Raw genomic sequence first — 19060 nt, forward strand, 5'->3', positions numbered from 1 at the left:
CATTAGCCTGTGGTGGCTAGGTGCGGATTCGCTCGAAAAAATTGCTGAATGCCAGTGTTAATGGCAACGGCAAAGCGCTCTTGCGTTTGCGGACTGCGTAGCAGTTGTTCTTCGGTGGGGTTACTGATAAAAGCCGTTTCTACCAAAATCGAAGGCATATCAGGTGCGCGCAGGACTGCGAAACCAGCGCTTTCAACCTGTGGCTTGTGCAGGCGATAAACACCGCGCAGTTGATCCAGCATTGTCGAGGCGAGCTGCGTCGAGTCTTTGATTTGGGCCGAGGTCGACAAATCAAGCAAAATTTTTGCGACTTGATTATTTTGAGTTTGAATATTGATGCCGCCGATCAGATCGGCAGAGTTTTCTTTTTCAGCCAGCCATTTTGCAGCAGTACTTGAAGCGCCGCGTTCGGACAGGACATAGACAGAGCTTCCGCCTGCAGTCGGGCGCGGGAACGCATCAGCATGCACGGAAACAAAAAGATCCGCTTTTACTCGACGTGCTTTTTCAACGCGCACATGGAGGGGCACAAAAAAATCGCCATCTCGGGTCAGGAAGGCTCTCATGCCAGGCGTCGCATCAATGCGGGCTTTGAGCTTTTTGGCGATCTCCAGTACCACGTCTTTTTCTCGTGTCCCACCCTTGCCAATCGCACCTGGGTCCTCTCCGCCGTGCCCAGCATCGACAGCGATGGTGACCATGCGACGACGACCGAGTGCAGTCGGGTTTGTGCTCGGACCTCGGTTCGGGGCAATTGGGGGTGCGAAGGATTCGGGAATTACAGGTACAGCAGCCATACCCGTGCCCTTGGGATTTTTACTGAGTTCACTGAGTACGCGTGCAAGTGGATCTTCGTCCAATTTTTTTTGCGGCATTTTTTTCAGCAGCGCCGCGAGCGGATCTTGCGCGACTTTCGGGTACAGGTCTAGCACGAGGCGATACTTATATTCACCCACTGGCTTCAGTGTGAAAACCTGCGGTGCGATGGCCTGTTTTAAATCAAAAACAAGGCGAATCACATTGGCGCGATTTTGCGCGACGCGTAGAGAGCTGATAAAAGGATCGTCAGGGCGAACTTTGCGCACTAAGTCGTTGAGTGCGGGGTTCATTTCCATCCCTTGAATATCCACCACCAAGCGATTGGGGGTTTCGAGGGTGAAGTGTTCGGCGCGCAACTCGCTATCGAGCTCGAGCGTGACGCGAGTGTAATCATCCGCGGGCCAGGTGCGCACGGCAAGGAGCTTTGCTGCCATTGCGACGCGAGGGATCAAGGGTAAAAGTAAAATCGTGGCAGCGCCTAACAAACGACGACGGGCAGGCGCTTTCAGCGTTCCTGAGAGTCCTGTCCTATCTGAGGCAGTGCGTCGATCCATCGAAGTCCCTTCACTGTGTATGCACTTAGCGTTGCCCGTCGACCTTGGTCGGCGTAAAACAAATGGATTAATAAATCCGGATGTTCTAAATAGTCGCCCGCGCGCTCTGGCCATTCGATCAAAACAATTGCGCGATTATTGAGTAAATCCCGAAATCCCACATCTAACCAATCTGTGGGATTGCTAAATCTATAAAAATCAAGATGATACAAGTATAAGTTAGAAACTTCATAAGATTCAAGTAGTGCGTAACTTGGGCTCTTTATTCGTCCAGAAACTCCACACTGTCGCAAAAAAGCTCTTACTAAGGAAGTCTTACCCGCACCGAGGTCGCCTTGCAGGTGAATGCGCCCGCCGGCTTGAGTGCCGGGAGCCAAGCCGGCCGCGGTCGCTTGCAGGTCTGCCGCGACGAGGGCAAGTGTCTGGCCTAGCCGATCTGTGGCGGCCTCGTCGGGTAGATCGAGTATGAAGGTGTTGAGGGGCGACAAGGGCATCAAGAGCGTTTTTTTTGGTTGAGCACGGTCAAATTGCAATGGTGGTGAATGCTACTATTAATTTCTCCTTTCGCGTTATTGCATCCTTCATGCGTACTCAGGAATCAAGCGCTGTCAGCGCGTTTATCGACGCCGTTTGGCTCGAAGACGGGCTGGCGGCCAACACGCTCTCGGCTTACCGCCGGGATCTGTGTGCGTTTGAGCAGTGGTTGCAGCTCGAGCGTGGAATTGCGTTGGATGCGGTTATTGGCGCTGACATTGAGTCTTGGTTCGCCGCATTGCATGCGCATTCCAAACCGAGTACTGCGAATCGGCGACTCGCAACCCTACGCCGTTATTACCTCTGGGCCATTCGCCACCAGCGTGTCACGATCGATCCTTGTCTGCAATTGACGACAGCCCGTCAGCCTTTGCGTGTCCCCAAAACGCTCTCTGAAAACCAAGTCGAGGCGTTACTTAAGCAGCCCCCTGTGCATACGCCCAGAGGCTTGCGTGATCGCGCCATGCTTGAGGTCTTGTATGCCACTGGCTTGCGGGTATCCGAACTCGTCAGCGTGGGTGTCATGGAAATCAGCTTGTCTGACGGTGTGCTGAGAGTGGTGCAAGGCAAGGGAGGTAAGGATCGCCTTGTGCCTCTAGGCGCCGAGGCTGCGCATTGGATCACCACCTATATGAAAGAGGCGAGACCCGTTTTGCTCGGTCCCCGCACGAGTCCGGCGATGTTCGTGACTGCGCGAGGGGTGCCGATGACGCGTCAATCTTTTTGGTTGTTGATTAAAAAATATGCTTTGCTCGCGGGTGTACGGGCACCGTTGTCACCCCACGTCTTGAGGCATGCCTTTGCCACGCATTTGCTCAATCACGGCGCGGATTTGCGCGTTGTGCAAATGTTGCTTGGCCACGCGGATATTTCGACGACGCAGATCTACACGCATGTGGCGCGCGAGCGCTTAAAGAGTTTGCACGCGCAGCATCACCCGCGTGGATGAGGGACTTGCTAAACTACACAACACGCCGCCGTAACTCAGTGGATAGAGTACCTTCCTCCTAAGAAGGGAGTCGGACGTTCGATTCGTCTCGGCGGCGCCATTCCAGCCTTTTTCTGATTCGCTCATGACAACAACAAACAGCACGGCAACTGATTCAGGCAAACTGCTTGATAATCCGCTAGCGTTCAGAACGATCCTGATGGGCACCTTTATTGTGCTGTTGGCAATGGGGATTCGCGCCACGATCGGTTTGTTTATTCAGCCGATGGGACTGGAGAGAGGGTGGAATCGCGAAGTCTTTTCGCTCGCCTTTGCGATACAAAATCTCGTGTGGGGTTTCGGTGCGATTGGTGCGGGCATGATGGCGGATCGCTTAGGTTCGGGGCGAACGATTGCACTGTCCATTGTGCTGTATGCGCTTGGTTTAGTGGGCACTCGCTTGGCGAGCACTGAAATGGAGTTTTATCTGACTGCGGGTGTCATAATTGGTCTTGGTCAAGCGGGGACGACCTTCGCCGTGATTTTGCCAGTGATCGCGCGTACCGTGCCTTTGGCGCATCGCAGTACTGCGATGGGAATCGCAAGCGCTGGCGGTTCGCTTGGTCAGTTTTTGGTTGTTCCAGCGGGCCAACTGTTGATCGACACGCTAGATTGGACAGGCGCCTATTGGGTCATGTCTGCGGTGTTTGCAGCCACTCTTCCCTTGGTGTGGTTCCTGCGTGGTAAACCAGCAGCCGGCACGGGTCCACAACAGTCCATGTTTTCGGCGATTGCTCAGGCATTGCGTCATCCAACGTTTCACTTTCTGTTTTGGGGGTATTTTGTCTGCGGTTTTCACACCGCTTTCATCACGCTGCACTTACCTTCCTTTGTGGTGGATAAAGGACTCAATGCAGGAACAGGAGCGATCGCGATCGGCTTAATCGGACTGTTCAATGTTTTTGGTTCCTTTACTGCTGGCAAACTCGGCGGCGTCTATAGCAAAAAGAATTTATTGGCAGGCATTTACGCCATGCGCTCGGTGGGTCTGATTTGGATTTTGCTGATGCCTACCACACCCTATGTGCTGTATGTGTTTGCAGCGTGGATGGGTGTGTTTTGGCTCGGAACCGTACCACTGACTCAAGGTCTCATCGCGCAGATCTATGGTTTGCGGTTCGCAGCCACCCTGTCTGGTATGGTCTTTCTTGGACATCAACTCGGCAGCTTTATCGGAGTCTGGCTCGGTGGGCAAATACAGTCGAGTACGGGTAGTTATGATTTGGTGTGGTGGATGGCGATTGCTTTGTCGCTGGTTGCAGCGGCCTTGTGTTTACCCGTGCGCGAAAAACCTATCGCGATCAAGCTGCCTGGTATGACGAGTCCCCAGACGACTTAAACTTTTTCTGGGTAAGCCCTTGCACGATTCACTTTTGGAGATCTGACCATGACGCAGCACGTGCAGCAGTCTCAGCAGTCTCAACTGACGCAGCTTGCTCAGGTCAAGCCTCGTGTCTCACTGTGGCTCAGAGTCTCGCTCGGCGTCATGCTACTCGTTGTGCTGACGGTGGGTTTTATGGGGTATCTCACCCCCGCCATGCGCGTGAGTTGGGAAGCCGTCGCGTCCATGTGCGGCTTCTGATCAGGATTTATGATCAATCTCAATACTTATCCTCGGGTTTCCTTTTCCGAGCTCTCGCAACGCGAGGCGGCTCAGACCACTGTATTGACCGTCAATAACCGCCTAGCCAGACGGATCGTTCAAGATTTTGCGCTGCTCACGCGAACGCAGACCAAGGTGAGTGAAATTCCTTTGATCGTCCCGTTGTCGGGCTGGATTTCGCAGCAGCTCGTGCAGGCCAGCTTTCATGAGTCGCTCTATACGCATGCCATTCTTCTCGACGCCTTTGGCGCCCAGCTGTTATGGGGACGAGTGATCGACGAGATCGAAGCCGAAGAGCCGCTTCTTGATACGCAACAAGCTGCCGTCGCTGCGCAACAGGCGGACAAACTGATCGACGAGTGGAAGATCGAGGTCGATCCGTCATCGTCGACAGAAGAGCATGCGCATTTCATGTTGTGGCGCGAACGCTATCACCAAGAGCTCGAGCGCCTAGAGGCCCTTGATCCTAATCTTGCGCTTGAGCGGGTGATCGAGCATGTGCGCGAGGGGATTCCAGTGAGGCCGCAATTATTGTTGGCAGGGTTTTCTGAAATCACACCAAGAATGGCGGAATTACTCGAGGCCTTGAGCGAGCGAGGTGTAACAGTTTCTGTCTTTGAATCAGACACGCCAATACAAGCGCAATTGACGCGCGCGATGCTTGATACGGCCCAAGGAGAATGGGTGGCGGCTGCACACTGGGCGCGTTCCCAGCTGGAAAAAGACCCCGAGGGCCGCTATGCCATCGTCGCTGTCAGTCTTGAGGCCGAGGTTGCTTTTGCGCGCAGAACCTTGATGCGCGTGCTTCAGGGGCAGAGCGATGCTTCCGAGCCCGCTGCGCAACGGTTCTCTTTCAACGTGGCGGTGGCAAGACCTTTATCGGAGTGGCAGGCTGTGCGCGCGGTGTTGGCCTGGCTGCGCACTTTTGTGTTGTTTAAAGAACAACGCAAAGCGCGTGCGAGTGACCTCGGTGCAGCTTTGTTGGCAGGCTATTGCGCTGGCGACTTGTCTGAATTGGGTGAGAGAGCCAACGTCGATGCCGACTGGCGCCACAACCAAGTCAGCGAGATGGGTGTGATGGCGTGGTCTAAAAAGATTGAGCGCCTTAAATATCTATCCCCCGCATGGCAGCTTGCCTGGCAAGCCTGGGCTGCGCTGCCGCGCAAGGCGTCGCTGCGTTTTTGGTCGACGTCTTTTCGTCAAACCTTATCAACGCTTGGCTTTCCCGGACGTGCTCACCAAAGCTCGACCGAATATCAGGTCATTGAGGCGCTCGATCAACTCTTCGAGCGCTTCGATGCTTTATCTCCGCTTTTACCCTCAACCTCCGCTTCCGAAGCATTGAATATTCTGGCGCGTTTTGCGCGCAGTATTCCCTTTCAGCCGCAACGTGACCCAAGTGCAAGACTCGATGTGCTGGGTATGTTGGAGGCCGAAGGTGGCCGTTGGGATGGCGTCTGGATATTAGGTCTGACCGATGAGGTGTTTCCCGCTATTGCCAAACCCAATCCCTTTATTCCCTTGTCTGATTTGCGCCGAGTCGGTGCGCCTAGGGCGACGCCAGAGCGCGAACGCGAGTGGGCGGTGCACATGCATGGACAGTTATGCGCGCTCGCACCCACGGTCGTGCTGAGTTCGGCCATGCACGAGGGTGAGCGCGGCTTGAGACCTTCGCCTTTGATTCAAGGCATCGCCCTGAGCCATTTCGCTCAATCATCCATGATCGAGACGCCAGGTTGCGCGGCTCTTGAATCTCTCGAGGATGATCAGGCTCCGGTTTTACGGGCTGAGGAACACGTCAAGGGTGGTATTGCTTTGCTAGAAACGCAGGCGCGCAATCCCTTGTGGGCATTTGTGCGCTATCGCTTAGGTGCCTATGGACTTCCAGCCTATTCGGATCTCGTGCCCATATCCGCCCGTGGCATGTTTCTCCATGCGGTGATGGAGTTGGTTTGGTTATCCTTTCGCAGTCAGTCTGAATGTCAACGTATGACGGCGTCGGGTGAGCTGCGAGAAAAACTTCAAGAATTCATTCACCTTGCTGCAGAGCAGGAGTTGCTTGCTTTAAACCCTGCCTTGCGTGCGCTCGAAGAGAAGCGGGCCTTAGCGATTGTGACGGCCTGGTTAGTGCTCGAGTGTGAAAGAAAACCCTTTGTGGCGGTGCAGGTTGAGGAAAAGCACGCGCTTACTGCCGCGGGCTTGACACTCAATGTTCGCTTGGATCGCATGGATGAACTAGAGGACGGCAGTCGAGTCGTGATTGATTACAAAGGCGGCTCAAGCCTGCCAACAGTGCTCAACGATTGGCAACGTGAACGACCTGTTCAGCTGCAATTGCCTGCCTATGCCGCCGTGCTGGATAAACAAGGCGTTCTGGATACCGTCGCAGGTTTGATGCTAGTTCATTTGCATTCAGGCGCACAGCCTCCCGTGGGTCTAGTGAGCCGAGATATCGGACTCGAGGGGCCGACGCTGTTTGATCAAGCAGAATATCCTGACCCAGATTGGTCAGCAGCGATTATTCGGCTCAAAGACGTGGTGCATGCCTTAGCGTCCGAGTTCACCTCAGGTGTGGCGATCAACCAGTCTTGGTCGCGCACGGATTTAAAGTATTGCGATGTGCCGGCACTACTCAGGCGCTACGACGATGGTCAAGCGTTATACGAGGATGGCGCTGAGACTACCAACTCGTTCGATCGCGCGAGCGGAGCAATACATGGCCACTAAACAACCTAGCGATTGGGCTGTCAGAGAGCGTGCCACAGATCCACAATACTCTTTCCTTGTCCAGGCGCCAGCGGGCTCAGGCAAAACCGAGTTGCTCACGGATCGTATTCTTGCCTTGCTCGCGACCGTCGGACGTCCCGAGGAAATTGTTGCGATTACCTTTACGCGTAAAGCGGCAGCTGAAATGCACGAGCGGGTGTTGGAAAAACTTCGTCGCGCTGAAAATCCCATACAACCTGAGAGTGCGCACGAGCTGAAAAGTTGGCGGCTTGGACGCGCCGCGCTTGAACGGGATCAGAGATTTGGCTGGGCATTGCTAGAGCATCCCGCGCGCCTTTCCATCAGAACGATTGATGCGTTTTGCGCCTCGTTGGTGCGCAATATGCCTTGGCTTTCCTCCATGGGTGGGGTCCCCAATCCCGTCGACGATGCGCGGGTTCATTATCTCGAGGCTGCGCGTCAGACGCTAGAGATGGTGGGTGAGTCTGAGTCTGTCACGCGTTTGCTTGAGCATATGGATTTGGATGTGGCCCAAACCTGCGATGCCCTTGCGGACATGTTGGCTCAGCGGGATCAGTGGTTGCCCTTGTTGCCTGATGGGGATGATCGTCATGTCTTGGAGGAGAATTTTCAAGATGCAGTCAGTCAGGATTTGGTGGGTCTGAGAGCCTTGATGCCTGTCGGTTGGGCTGAACAGTTAGCGCCGCTTGCGCGCGCCGCTGTCGCGGTCTTGTCGCAAGACAACTCCTCGCACACCATATGGGCCCTACAAGACTGGGATGGCCAGGCTTTTGATGCGCAAGCCTTTGAACTGCCGCGTTGGAAAGCTCTTGCCGCTTTACTCTTAACTAGCTCGGGCGGCCTGCGTAAAACCGTCAATAAAAATCTAGGTTTTCTGCCTCAAACAAGAGAAAAAGAGCGAGTGATTGAATGGCTGCAAAGCCATGATTCACTTCAAACCACTGCTTGGGTCAAGCGTCTTTACGCGGTGGTCAACACCCCAGAGCCCGTGTTTACCGAAGATCAATGGGAGATTTTGCAAGCACAGCTCAGTTGTTTGCGGATCGCAGCGGCGCAATTGATGCTGAGGTTTATGGAAGCTGGCGAGGTCGACTTTATCGAAACTGCCCGGAGAGCCGATCAGGCGTTGGGTCGTGCCGAAGAACCTACCGAGCTGTTACTAAAACTCGATCAAAATATCCGACATCTCTTGATTGACGAATTTCAGGATACGAGCCAATCACAGATTTCCTTGATCGAAAAAATCACGTCAGGCTGGCAACAAGGCGATGGACGAACCTTGTTTTTGGTGGGCGATCCGATGCAGTCGATTTATCGCTTTCGTAAAGCCGACGTTGTACTGTTTTTGCGTGTGCGCGACGAAGGCTTAGGGACGATCCGTCCTGAGTGTTTGACGTTGACGGATAACTTTCGCTCTCAGCGTGGCATTGTTGAGTGGGTCAATGGCACCTTTTCTTCGCTCTTTCCTCAGAAAGACGATCCGTCCGCAGGTGCGATTGCTTATGCACCTTCAACAGCCTTCAAAGACGCGACGATCTCTCCTGCCGTACGATTTCACCCAGTCTGTCCTCAGTTGGGACACCGCTCCGAGGACGTGGTGCTGGACTTAGTCAGAGAGGCCCTCACTGCCTTTCCCGACGCGGAGCATCCTGTCGCGATTTTGGTGCGTGCGCGCTCTCATCTCAAGGATGTCACGCAATTGCTAGCCCAAGAGGGTATCGCTTGCCGTGCGGTCGAATTGGTGCCGTTGCATTTGCGTGCCTACGTGGTCGACCTGGTGCAAATCATTCGCGCCTTAGCGCATCCCGGCGATCGTGCTGCCTGGCTGTCGGTATTGCGTTCTCCTTATTGTGGTCTACGTTTGGAGAGTTTGCATCGTCTCTTCGGGATGGACCGAGAGGCTTCGATTCCCACGTTGCTCGAACGCGCATTGCGCCCCAAGGACTCGACCTCAAAGTGTCAGGCACAAACACTACTTTCGCCAGATGAGTATCAACGCTTGTGTGCGGTTGCGCCTGTCATGCTGGACGCTTTGGCGCAGGACGATCTTGCGCCTTTGGCCGCGCGTGTTGAATGTGTCTGGCGCTTGTTGGGAGGCGTTGCGCTCGCGCGGACTGCGACCGACTTGCAAGATGCCGAGAGTGTTTTTGCGCTGATTGAGAAAATCGCACCTTATGGTGGACTCGATGTGGATGTGCTTGATGCACGCCTCACGCGTTTATACGCCTCTCCCGAAGCGGGTGAGCGTTCGGTCGAAGTGATGACCATGCACAAAGCGAAAGGTTTGCAGTTTGAGTCCGTGATTTTGTTTGGTTTGCATCATCAACCTGTGTCTGATCGCACACCTTTAGTTCGCATCGAGCAAGTCGCGGATAAAGTCATGCTGGGGCCGATCAAGGCTCGGGCGACAGATGAGCAAGATGTGATTTCTAAATATCTTGCCCAGCGCGACAAGCGGCGCAGTGAGTTCGAAGTCGATCGCTTGTTGTATGTGGCGGCGACCCGAGCGAAACAAAGCCTGCACCTCGTCGCAGAGTTGCAGCGCGACGTTGATACAGGGGCGCCATTGGCGGCGCGCTCGGGTAGCTTATTAGCACGCCTGTTTCCCTATGTGCAGCTGCCTGAGCTTGCCGCGATGGTTGAAAAGGTTTTAATTTCAGAACAACCCGTCCCTGCATTTTTAATGTCGCATTTGACACGCCTCAAAGACCGGATCCCACAGCAAGGTCAAGCACCAGAGTCTCATAATCTCGCCTTCACTTGGCGCGCGCAATCGAGTTTCGAGCGTCTAACGGGTATTTTGGTGCATGGTTGGTTGGCGCACATGGGCGAGAAAGACTCCACGAAATGGTCTCCGGAGCGGGTCGCACAGCAACGCACCCGCATTGAACGGCAGTTACACCAACTGGGGGTCGCTGCAGAGGAGGGGGCTGCTGCTGCCACTGAGGTCATCGACACCTTGGTCGCGATGCTCAATAGTGAGCGAGGTCGGTGGCTACTGAACCATTCTCAGGCTCGGCGCGAATGGGCTTTGTTGGATGAAACCGGTCAGCTGTCGGTGCTGGACTATGCCCTTAAAGATGACAAGGGATGGCTGGTTGTCGATTACAAAACCGGACGACCCGAGCCGACTGAAACCACGCAAGTCTTTGGTCAGCGGATGATGTTGCGCTATCAGTCCCAGTTGGAGCGGTATTGCAATAAATTATCTGCTTTTGATGGCGCTCCGGCGCGCGCGGCCTTGTATTTTCCACGTGATCAGCTCTGGTTTGAATATGTTCCAGTGCAGTGAGGCAAGCCCTGCTAAAATCTAGTTTGGCGGGCCCCTTCGCATGGTTCGGCGGTCAATCTGGTCAGGTCGGGAACGAAGCAGCCACAGCCGTGCAGAATTAGTGCCGAAGTCAGGCTCGCCTCTTTCATTTCCGTCTGTGGTCGGTAAAACTTATGAGCTATTTGGTTCTTGCGCGTAAATGGCGCCCTCGCTCGTTCGATACGCTGGTCGGTCAAGATCACGTTGTTCGTGCCCTCACGCACGCACTGACCACCCAGCGCCTTCATCATGCCTGGTTGTTTACCGGCACGAGAGGCGTAGGTAAAACAACGCTTTCGCGGATTTTGGCCAAATCGCTCAATTGTGAAACAGGCATCACGGCGACGCCTTGTGGCGTATGTCAGGCTTGTACCGAGATCGACCAGGGACGGTTTGTCGACTATCTTGAGCTGGATGCTGCCTCTAATCGTGGCGTCGATGAAATGACCCAGTTACTCGAGCAGGCGGTCTACTCGCCGAGTGCGGGCCGCTTCAAGGTCTATATGATCGACGAAGTCCACATGTTGACAGGCCATGCGTTTAACGCAATGCTTAAAACACTCGAAGAGCCGCCTGCTCACGTCAAGTTCATTCTTGCGACAACGGATCCTCAGAAAATCCCTGTCACAGTGTTGTCCCGCTGTTTACAGTTCAATTTAAAGCAAATGCCTGGCGAGGCGATTGTGGGTCACCTCGAAAACGTTCTGGGTCAAGAACAGATCCCCTTCGAAGTACCCGCTTTGCGTCTGCTCGGTCAGGCGGCCGCAGGCTCGATGCGCGACGCCCTGTCGTTGACGGATCAGGCGATTGCCTACAGCGCCAGCAATCTGACTGAGGAGTCGGTGCGGGGTATGCTTGGTACCATTGATCAGCGGCATCTGGTTCGACTGTTGGATGCCTTGCAATCAGGGCAGGCATCTGCGGTGCTTGAAATCGCTGACGAACTCGCGACACGCGGTCTTTCCTACCGCGCGGCTCTGGCAGATTTGGCGGTCCTGTTGTCACGCATTGCGATTGCTCAGCGGGTCAGCGCAGCTGTTGACGAGGCCGATCCCGTCGCGCTCGATATTCGTCGGTTCGCGACCTCTCTGCATCCCGATGTGGTTCAATTGTTTTACACAGTCGCGGTCCATAGCCGTTCAGAACTTGCGATCGCTCCAGACGAGTACGCAGGTTTTGTCATGGCATGCTTGCGGATGCTTTCTTTGGGTGGGACCTCAGGCTTAGCAATGCCTGCCCCGGATGCTTCGGTCCAAGTTGCCTCGGCCCCGGCCTCCTCAGTGACACCCAACGTCACGGTCTCCGCTCAGCCAGCCCCCATTAAACCTCCGCCCTCTCTGCCAACGCCGCCTGTGTCCGCTCCCAAGGCAGTCATCCCGGCAGAAGCGCAAGCGCCTCCGCCAAAACCAGAGACTAAGCCAGAGCTTGATTCAGGGCCTGATGTAGCAACTGATGCAGCACTTGATACAGCACTTGATGCAGAACCTGTTGACGGCTTTGATTTTCAGGGTTCTGATGAGCAAGACGAATACACACTGACTGCCGCGGACTTCCAAAAAATGCATTCAGCAGACGCGGAGGGGCTTAACCAGGTGTTTATCACGTCCCCCGTGGCTTCTGCCAGCATCGGCATCATCGTCTTGCCCGAGCCATGGGCTACCTTCGCCGCCAAGTTACCGCTTTCTGGGATGGCCGAGCAGCTGGCCCGACAGTCTGAGTGCGTTGCAATCGTCAAGCAACAAATGACCTTGCGCGTTCCGAGCAAAGCCTTGTCGGAAGGCGTTCCAGTCGAACGCTTGCGTACCGTATTGAATGATTATTTTGGTTTCGAGATCGAGTTGCTGTTTGAGATCGGTGCAGGCGAAGGGGCCTCCGCGCATGCGCTTGATCTGGTGGCTCAACAGGCGCGTCAAGAGGCTGCAGAGGTTGCGATCGAGCAAGACCCTTTTGTACGAGCACTTATTCAGGACTTTGGTGCCAAGGTGGTCACCGGATCCATTAGACCCAGTCAGCGCAATTAGGATGCTGACCCGATTGACTCTTTAATTTTTTTTCAGGAAATCCAATCATGATGAAAGGACAAATTGCTGGTCTGATGCGTCAGGCACAGCAGATGCAGGAAAACATGAAAAAGGCTCAAGATGCTTTGGCCGATATTTTGGTCGAGGGTGCATCGGGTGGCGGCTTGGTCAAGGTCACCATGACGTGTCGACATGACGTCAAGCGAGTGACGATTGATCCTAGCCTGCTTGCCGACGACAAAGATATGCTCGAGGACTTGGTGGCTGCCGCCTTTAACGATGCCTTGCGCAAAGCCGAGGCGACTTCGTCGGAAAAAATGTCCTCAGTGACGGCGGGTATGCCTTTACCACCCGGAATGAAACTACCTTTCTAATTCATATGGAAAAAATCGGAACTGAACCGCAACCGTTACTGGCGCTGGTGGAGGCGCTCAAGCGTTTGCCGGGCGTGGGTATCAGGACGGCGCGACGTATGGCCTATCACCTGCTGCAGCATGATCTGCAAGCCGCCGAGCAACTCGGACAAGCACTGACCCAAGCGGTCGAATGTTTGCAGCACTGTGAGCAGTGCAATGGCTTTACCGAGGTGCCTGTGTGTGCGACGTGCGAGCACTCGGAACGTGACGAGACTTTGCTTTGTATTGTCGAGACGCCTGCGGATCAAAATTCGATCGAGGCGACCCACGGTTACACCGGTTTGTATTATGTGCTGATGGGTAGCCTTGCACCGCTTGAGGGTAGAGGCCCCGATGAGCTTGATTTTGGCCGTGTCTTAAAAAGAGCGGGTAATGGCAAAGTGGCCGAGGTGATTCTTGCGACCAACTTTACGGCCGAGGGTGAGACCACCGCGCATTACTTGTCAGAGTCCCTGCGCGCGCTCGGCATCAAGGTCACACGCCTTGCACGCGGCGTTCCCGCAGGTAGCGAAATAGAGTATGTGGATGCCGGGACCGTTGCCTGGGCATTGCTGGAGCGCCGTCCTACCTAAAGCACGGTGCTTCAAGGTCAGGGTGCTTGTCGCGCCCAAACCTGATCCCTCAACGCTGTGCGTCAATCAGTGCGTCGAGCTTGCGCGCGTCGGCGACAAAAGCACGAATGCCTTCGGATAGCTTTTCGCTCGCCATCGCATCTTCATTTAACAGAAAACGGAAGTTTTGCTCATTGCAGGGCAAAGCCTTTGGCTGACTGGCGTGCGCATTGTCAGGCGTGAGCGAAGCTACAAGACTGTCCTGAGCTTCGCTCAGACTTGCTAAAAGCTCGGGGCTGATCGTTAGTAAATCGCAACCGGCCAAGGCCAAGATTTGACCTGTATTACGAAAGCTCGCGCCCATGATTTCGGTCGTGATGCCAAAATACTTGTAGTAGTTGTAAATTTTGGTGACCGACAGGACGCCAGGGTCGTTGCGGCCGCTGCTCGCGACCTCGTTCCAGGCGCTGCCTTGCTGTTTTTTGTGCCAATCGTAGATACGGCCCACGAAAGGGGAAATAAGCTGAGCGCGGGCATCGGCGCACGCCACCGCCTGAGAAAGAGAGAACAGCAGGGTCAAATTACAGCGAATGCCTTCAGACTCGAGTACCCGGGCGGCCTGAATACCTTCCCAAGTCGCCGCGATCTTGATCAAAACGCGCGCTCGACCAAAGCCCTCGGTCTCATAAAGCGCCATAATTTGACGAGCCCGATCAATGGTGGCGCGTGTATCAAAGGAAAGACGGGCGTCAACCTCAGTAGAAACGCGCCCTGGCACAATATTAAGGATTTCTTTTCCAAACGCCACAAGCAAGTGATCCACGAGCGCCTCTTTGGAAGCCTTGGGGTGCGCCTTGACGCAACGCTCCAGCATGGGGCGATAAGCATCCTGCTGGACCGCCTTCAAAATCAGCGATGGATTGGTGGTTGCATCGGTGGGCTGATAGCGTTTCATGCTCTCAAAGTCGCCCGTGTCTGCTACAACGGTGGTGTATTGACGTAAAGATTCGAGAAGGCTGGCCATCGGGTTATACTTCCAAGGTTTGCTTACAAGATTTGATGCCGGGGTTCATTGTGCTTCCAAATATATTTACTGAGATAGAGCTTAAAAACCCAGGGTCTGGTGTTGAATCAACTGCCGCTAAAACGATTGCTATTTTAGCCTTGGCTGATGGTACCGTGTTTCGAGGCATCTCGATCGGTGCCCCGGGGCATACCGTCGCCGAGGTGGTGTTCAACACCGCTATGACAGGTTACCAAGAGATTTTGACGGACCCCAGCTATAGCGGCCAGATCGTGACGCTGACCTATCCTCACATCGGAAATACGGGTATCAACCTCGAAGACGTTGAATCCACCAAAATCCACGCCGCTGGTTTGATTGTCCGCAACTGCCCCGCTCGACTGTCAAACTTCCGTTCGACCCAGTCTTTACCGGATTACCTCAAGTCACAGGGTATTGTCGCGATTGCTGAAATCGACACCCGCAAGCTCACACGTATCCTACGCGAGGGTGGTGCGCAAGGTGGTTGTATTTTTGTGGGTGACGATGCGGACCAAGCGCTCAAGCTTGCCGCAGCCTTTCCTGGCATGTCTGGTCAGGATTTGGCCAAAGTTGTTTCCGCCACTAAAAATGCCACTTGGACGGAATCCACGTGGCAACTAGGCGTTGGTTATGGCAAAAATGATAGTCAGACCCCACATGTCGTCGCCTATGACTTTGGCGTGAAATCCAATATTCTGCGCTTGCTCGCCGAACGTGGTTGCCGCATCACTGTGGTGCCCGCGCAAACAACTGCCGAGCAAGTTTTAGCACTCAATCCGGACGGGGTATTCCTCTCCAACGGCCCGGGCGATCCAGATCCTTGCGACTACGCCATTGCCGCAACCAAGATTTTTCTAGAGCGCAAGTTGCCCACCTTTGGGATCTGTCTCGGACACCAGATCATGGGGCTGGCCCTAGGTGCCAAGACGCTCAAGATGAAAACGGGCCATCATGGCTCCAACCATCCTGTGCAAGACTTGGCAAGCGGACGCGTATTCATCACAGCCCAAAACCACGGTTTTGCCGTCGATGCTAAAACGCTTCCCGCCAATGCCCGCGTGACGCACATTTCATTGTTCGACGGCACCTTGCAGGGCTTTGAACTCACGGACCGCCCGGCATTTTGTTTTCAAGGGCATCCCGAAGCCAGCCCTGGACCGCACGACATCGTGGTCTTGTTCGATCAATTCATGAGCCTGATGGCCGGTAAACAATAAAGAGTCACCATGCCCAAGCGTACAGACCTAAAAAGTATTCTCATCATTGGCGCAGGTCCGATCATCATCGGTCAAGCCTGCGAATTCGATTACTCCGGCGCTCAGGCCTGCAAAGCCTTAAAGGCCGAGGGCTACCGCACCATTTTAGTCAATAGCAATCCTGCGACCATCATGACGGACCCAGAGACCGCCGATGTCACTTACATCGAGCCAATCACTTGGCAGGTCGTTGAAAAGATCATAGAAAAAGAGCGCCCTGATGCGGTTTTACCCACCATGGGTGGTCAGACCGCACTCAATTGTGCCCTCGATCTCGACAAGCACGGCGTACTCAAAAAATACAACGTAGAACTGATCGGTGCCAACGCGCACGCGATCGAAAAAGCCGAAGACCGCCAAAAATTTAAAGTCGCGATGAGCGCGATCGGACTCGAGTCCGCACGCTCCGGTGTGGCCCACACACTCGAAGAAGCGTGGGAAGTTCAAAAGCGGATTGGGATTGAAATTGGGACCTCAGGTTTTCCCGCCGTGATTCGCCCAAGTTTTACCTTGGGCGGCAGCGGCGGCGGTATCGCCTACAACGCCGAAGAGTTTGAAACGATCTGCCGCCGCGGTCTTGAGGCCTCGCCGACCAGCGAGTTGCTCATCGAGGAATCACTGCTCGGCTGGAAAGAATTTGAAATGGAAGTCGTGCGCGATTGCGCCGACAACTGCATTATTGTCTGCTCGATTGAAAACCTCGATCCAATGGGTGTGCACACTGGCGACTCCATCACGGTTGCGCCCGCACAGACCTTGACCGACAAAGAATATCAAATCATGCGTAACGCCTCGATCGCGGTGTTGCGCGAGATCGGTGTCGATACCGGTGGCTCCAACGTACAGTTCGCAGTCAATCCTGAAAACGGTCGCATGATCGTCATCGAAATGAATCCCCGCGTGTCGCGATCCTCGGCACTCGCTTCCAAAGCAACAGGATTCCCGATTGCTAAAGTCGCTGCGCGTCTTGCTGTGGGTTATACGCTCGATGAGTTGAAAAACGAAATCACGGGTGGTGCGACGCCCGCCTCCTTTGAACCGACGATCGACTATGTGGTCACCAAAGTGCCACGTTTCGCCTTCGAAAAATTTCCGACTGCGGATGCACGCCTGACCACACAGATGAAGTCGGTCGGTGAAGTGATGGCGATTGGCCGTACCTTTCAGGAGTCTTTCCAGAAAGCGCTGCGCGGTCTCGAAGTGGGTGTCGATGGTCTCAATCAAAAGACAACCGATCGCGAAAAAATCCAAATCGAACTCGGCGAGCCTGGCCCTGAGAGGATCTGGTACGTGGGCGATGCCTTCGCGCAGGGCTTTAGCCTTGACGAGGTGCACCAGCTCACCAAGATCGATCCTTGGTTCCTGGCACAAATCAAAGAAATTGTTGATATTGAATTGGCGCTCGAGCAGCGCACACTTGCAGATCTCGATGTGGAGACGCTCTTGCAGCTCAAGCGTCGCGGTTTCTCGGATCGTCGTTTAGCGTTTCTGCTCGACACCGTCGAAGCCGAGGTCCGCAAGTTGCGCCATCAGTTCAACGTGCGTCCCGTTTACAAGCGTGTTGATACGTGCGCGGCTGAGTTCGCGACCAATACGGCGTATCTCTACTCTACCTACGAACAAGAGTGCGAAGCCGCACCCACCGATCGTAAAAAAATCATGGTGCTCGGTGGTGGTCCCAACCGTATCGGTCAAGGTATTGAGTTTGATTATTGCTGCGTGCATGCGGCGCTCGCCTTGCGTGAAGATGGTTACGAAACCATCATGGTCAATTGCAACCCAGAGACCGTCTCGACCGATTACGACACCTCGGATCGTTTGTACTTTGAGCCCTTGACGCTTGAGGACGTACTTGAAATCGTCCACAAGGAAAAGCCGGTGGGCATTATTGTCCAATACGGTGGTCAGACGCCCTTGAAACTCGCCCGCGCACTTGAGGCGAACGGTGCGCCGATCATCGGCACCAGCCCCGAGTCGATCGACGTTGCAGAGGATCGCGAGCGTTTCCAGAAACTGCTCAACAAGCTCAACCTGCGTCAGCCGCCTAACCGCACCGCGCGCACTGAAAGCGAAGCGCTCAATCACGCCCAAGAAATTGGCTATCCCTTGGTGGTACGTCCAAGCTATGTACTCGGTGGACGCGCGATGGAAATCGTGCACGAGCAAATCGATCTCGAGCGCTATATGCGCGAGGCCGTCAAAGTCAGTAACGATTCTCCAGTATTGCTCGATCGCTTTTTGAATAACGCGATTGAAATCGACGTTGATTGCTTGTGCGATGGTCAAGAGGTGTTCATCGGTGGTGTGATGGAGCACATCGAGCAGGCGGGCGTGCACTCCGGTGACTCCGCATGCTCCTTGCCACCATACTCGCTGTCTCCCGAGATGACTGAGGAAATTAAGCGCCAGACCGCCTTGATGGCGCGTGCATTAAATGTGAAAGGCTTGATGAACGTGCAATTCGCCGTCCAAAACGGCGACGTGTACGTCCTCGAAGTCAATCCACGCGCATCGCGCACCGTTCCCTTTGTGTCCAAGGCCACGGGTTTGCAGCTCGCCAAAATCGCCGCTCGTGTGATGGCAGGGCAGACCTTGGCGTCGCAAGGCATTACAAAAGAAGTCGTGCCCCATTACTTCTCCGTCAAAGAAGCCGTCTTCCCCTTCGTGAAGTTCCCAGGTGTAGATACGATTCTCGGACCCGAGATGAAGTCGACGGGCGAAGTCATGGGCGTGGGCGAAACCTTTGGTGAGGCTTTCGTCAAATCCCAGATGGCTGCCAGCGTCAATCTGCCTGAGTCCGGCACGGTCTTTATCAGTGTGAAAAATGCGGACAAGCCCAAGGCCGTTCAAGTCGCGCGCGGTCTGCACGGGTTGGGCTTCAAGGTGGTCGCAACACGTGGAACGGCCGCTGCGATCCAGGAGGCTGGTATTCCCGTGATACTGGTCAACAAGGTCGCCGAAGGTCGTCCGCATATTGTCGACATGCTCAAAAATGGCGAAATTTCTCTCGTGATCAATACCGTCGAGGAGCGCCGCAATGCGATCACCGATTCGCGCGCGATTCGTACCCAAGCCTTGGCGGCACGCGTGACCTATTACACGACGATTGCGGGCGCGCTCGCGGCCGTCGAGGGCATGCAATACTTGCGCGAAGGTCTCGGGATCAAGGTGTACTCACTCCAAGACTTACACCGCTCGCTCGCTTCTTAACGACA

At 54.7% G+C, this 19060-nt stretch carries 13 protein-coding genes, 1 tRNA gene and 1 other RNA gene; 12 read left to right on the forward strand and 3 right to left on the reverse strand.

Annotated elements, in window-relative coordinates:
- Positions 1–2 precede the first annotated feature (2 nt).
- Positions 3–1373: an N-acetylmuramoyl-L-alanine amidase gene (locus AC8GE9_RS07345; protein WP_506676514.1), complete on the reverse strand. Its 1371-nt coding sequence runs from the start codon at positions 1371–1373 to the stop codon at positions 3–5.
- Positions 1325–1867, reverse strand: a complete 543-nt coding sequence (tsaE, locus tag AC8GE9_RS07350; RefSeq protein WP_506676515.1) for a tRNA (adenosine(37)-N6)-threonylcarbamoyltransferase complex ATPase subunit type 1 TsaE — start codon at positions 1865–1867, stop codon at positions 1325–1327. The genes AC8GE9_RS07345 and tsaE overlap by 49 nt, the downstream gene beginning before the upstream one ends.
- Positions 1868–1944: 77 nt before the next feature.
- Between tsaE and xerD the strand changes: the two genes are divergently transcribed.
- The 10 genes from xerD to recR all read left to right on the forward strand — a co-directional run bounded on the left by xerD (position 1945) and on the right by recR (position 13565).
- Entirely contained in the window at positions 1945–2856 is a 912-nt protein-coding gene (gene xerD / locus AC8GE9_RS07355; protein WP_506677129.1) for a site-specific tyrosine recombinase XerD, read from the forward strand.
- A gap of 24 nt (positions 2857–2880) precedes the next feature.
- Positions 2881–2956, forward strand: a tRNA-Arg gene (locus tag AC8GE9_RS07360).
- Between the two features lie 99 nt (positions 2957–3055).
- Positions 3056–4234 carry an MFS transporter gene (locus AC8GE9_RS07365; protein ID WP_506677130.1) on the forward strand — a complete coding sequence of 393 codons (1179 nt, stop codon included), beginning with the start codon at positions 3056–3058 and terminating at the stop codon, positions 4232–4234.
- 48 nt (positions 4235–4282) lie between these two features.
- Positions 4283–4477, forward strand: coding sequence for a hypothetical protein (locus AC8GE9_RS07370; protein ID WP_506676516.1), 195 nt, complete (start codon positions 4283–4285; stop codon positions 4475–4477).
- A gap of 9 nt (positions 4478–4486) precedes the next feature.
- Entirely contained in the window at positions 4487–7225 is a 2739-nt protein-coding gene (locus AC8GE9_RS07375; RefSeq protein ID WP_506676517.1) for a PD-(D/E)XK nuclease family protein, read from the forward strand.
- Positions 7215–10538, forward strand: a complete 3324-nt coding sequence (locus AC8GE9_RS07380; RefSeq protein ID WP_506676518.1) for a UvrD-helicase domain-containing protein — start codon at positions 7215–7217, stop codon at positions 10536–10538. Before AC8GE9_RS07375 ends, AC8GE9_RS07380 begins: the two co-directional genes overlap by 11 nt.
- A 25-nt stretch (positions 10539–10563) precedes the next feature.
- An RNA gene (gene ffs, locus AC8GE9_RS07385) (signal recognition particle sRNA small type) lies at positions 10564–10661 on the forward strand.
- 29 nt (positions 10662–10690) lie between these two features.
- On the forward strand, positions 10691–12577 hold the full coding sequence (dnaX, locus tag AC8GE9_RS07390; protein ID WP_506676519.1) for a DNA polymerase III subunit gamma/tau: 1887 nt from the start codon (positions 10691–10693) through the stop codon (positions 12575–12577).
- 47 nt (positions 12578–12624) lie between these two features.
- Complete coding sequence (locus AC8GE9_RS07395) at positions 12625–12951, forward strand: YbaB/EbfC family nucleoid-associated protein (protein WP_506676520.1); 327 nt, start codon at positions 12625–12627, stop codon at positions 12949–12951.
- Between the two features lie 5 nt (positions 12952–12956).
- Positions 12957–13565 (forward strand): recombination mediator RecR, encoded by a 609-nt coding sequence (recR, locus tag AC8GE9_RS07400; RefSeq protein WP_506676521.1) that lies wholly within the window; start codon positions 12957–12959, stop codon positions 13563–13565.
- Positions 13566–13614: 49 nt separating this feature from the next.
- On the opposite strand, the gene tal is transcribed toward recR, so the two are convergent.
- On the reverse strand, positions 13615–14568 hold the full coding sequence (gene tal / locus AC8GE9_RS07405; protein WP_506676522.1) for a transaldolase: 954 nt from the start codon (positions 14566–14568) through the stop codon (positions 13615–13617).
- A 35-nt stretch (positions 14569–14603) separates the two neighbouring features.
- Between tal and carA the strand changes: the two genes are divergently transcribed.
- On the forward strand, positions 14604–15806 hold the full coding sequence (carA, locus tag AC8GE9_RS07410; protein WP_506676523.1) for a glutamine-hydrolyzing carbamoyl-phosphate synthase small subunit: 1203 nt from the start codon (positions 14604–14606) through the stop codon (positions 15804–15806).
- Positions 15807–15815: 9 nt separating this feature from the next.
- On the forward strand, positions 15816–19055 hold the full coding sequence (gene carB / locus AC8GE9_RS07415) for a carbamoyl-phosphate synthase large subunit (RefSeq protein WP_506676524.1): 3240 nt from the start codon (positions 15816–15818) through the stop codon (positions 19053–19055).
- Positions 19056–19060: the final 5 nt, after the last annotated feature.

The sequence above is a fragment of the Zwartia lucis genome, from assembly GCF_965234455.1.
GTDB classification, from domain to species: domain Bacteria; phylum Pseudomonadota; class Gammaproteobacteria; order Burkholderiales; family Burkholderiaceae_B; genus Zwartia; species Zwartia lucis.

Excerpts from the sequence above, each read along its gene's own strand:
- AC8GE9_RS07345 (WP_506676514.1), bottom strand. The coding sequence starts at position 1,373 with ATGGATCGACGCACTGCCTCAGATAGGACAGGACTCTCAGGAACGCTG.
- tsaE (WP_506676515.1), bottom strand. The coding sequence starts at position 1,867 with ATGCCCTTGTCGCCCCTCAACACCTTCATACTCGATCTACCCGACGAG.
- AC8GE9_RS07365 (WP_506677130.1), top strand. The coding sequence starts at position 3,056 with ATGGGCACCTTTATTGTGCTGTTGGCAATGGGGATTCGCGCCACGATC.
- AC8GE9_RS07370 (WP_506676516.1), top strand. The coding sequence starts at position 4,283 with ATGACGCAGCACGTGCAGCAGTCTCAGCAGTCTCAACTGACGCAGCTT.
- AC8GE9_RS07375 (WP_506676517.1), top strand. The coding sequence starts at position 4,487 with ATGATCAATCTCAATACTTATCCTCGGGTTTCCTTTTCCGAGCTCTCG.
- AC8GE9_RS07380 (WP_506676518.1), top strand. The coding sequence starts at position 7,215 with ATGGCCACTAAACAACCTAGCGATTGGGCTGTCAGAGAGCGTGCCACA.
- dnaX (WP_506676519.1), top strand. The coding sequence starts at position 10,691 with ATGAGCTATTTGGTTCTTGCGCGTAAATGGCGCCCTCGCTCGTTCGAT.
- AC8GE9_RS07395 (WP_506676520.1), top strand. The coding sequence starts at position 12,625 with ATGATGAAAGGACAAATTGCTGGTCTGATGCGTCAGGCACAGCAGATG.
- recR (WP_506676521.1), top strand. The coding sequence starts at position 12,957 with ATGGAAAAAATCGGAACTGAACCGCAACCGTTACTGGCGCTGGTGGAG.
- tal (WP_506676522.1), bottom strand. The coding sequence starts at position 14,568 with ATGGCCAGCCTTCTCGAATCTTTACGTCAATACACCACCGTTGTAGCA.
- carA (WP_506676523.1), top strand. The coding sequence starts at position 14,604 with ATGCCGGGGTTCATTGTGCTTCCAAATATATTTACTGAGATAGAGCTT.
- carB (WP_506676524.1), top strand. The coding sequence starts at position 15,816 with ATGCCCAAGCGTACAGACCTAAAAAGTATTCTCATCATTGGCGCAGGT.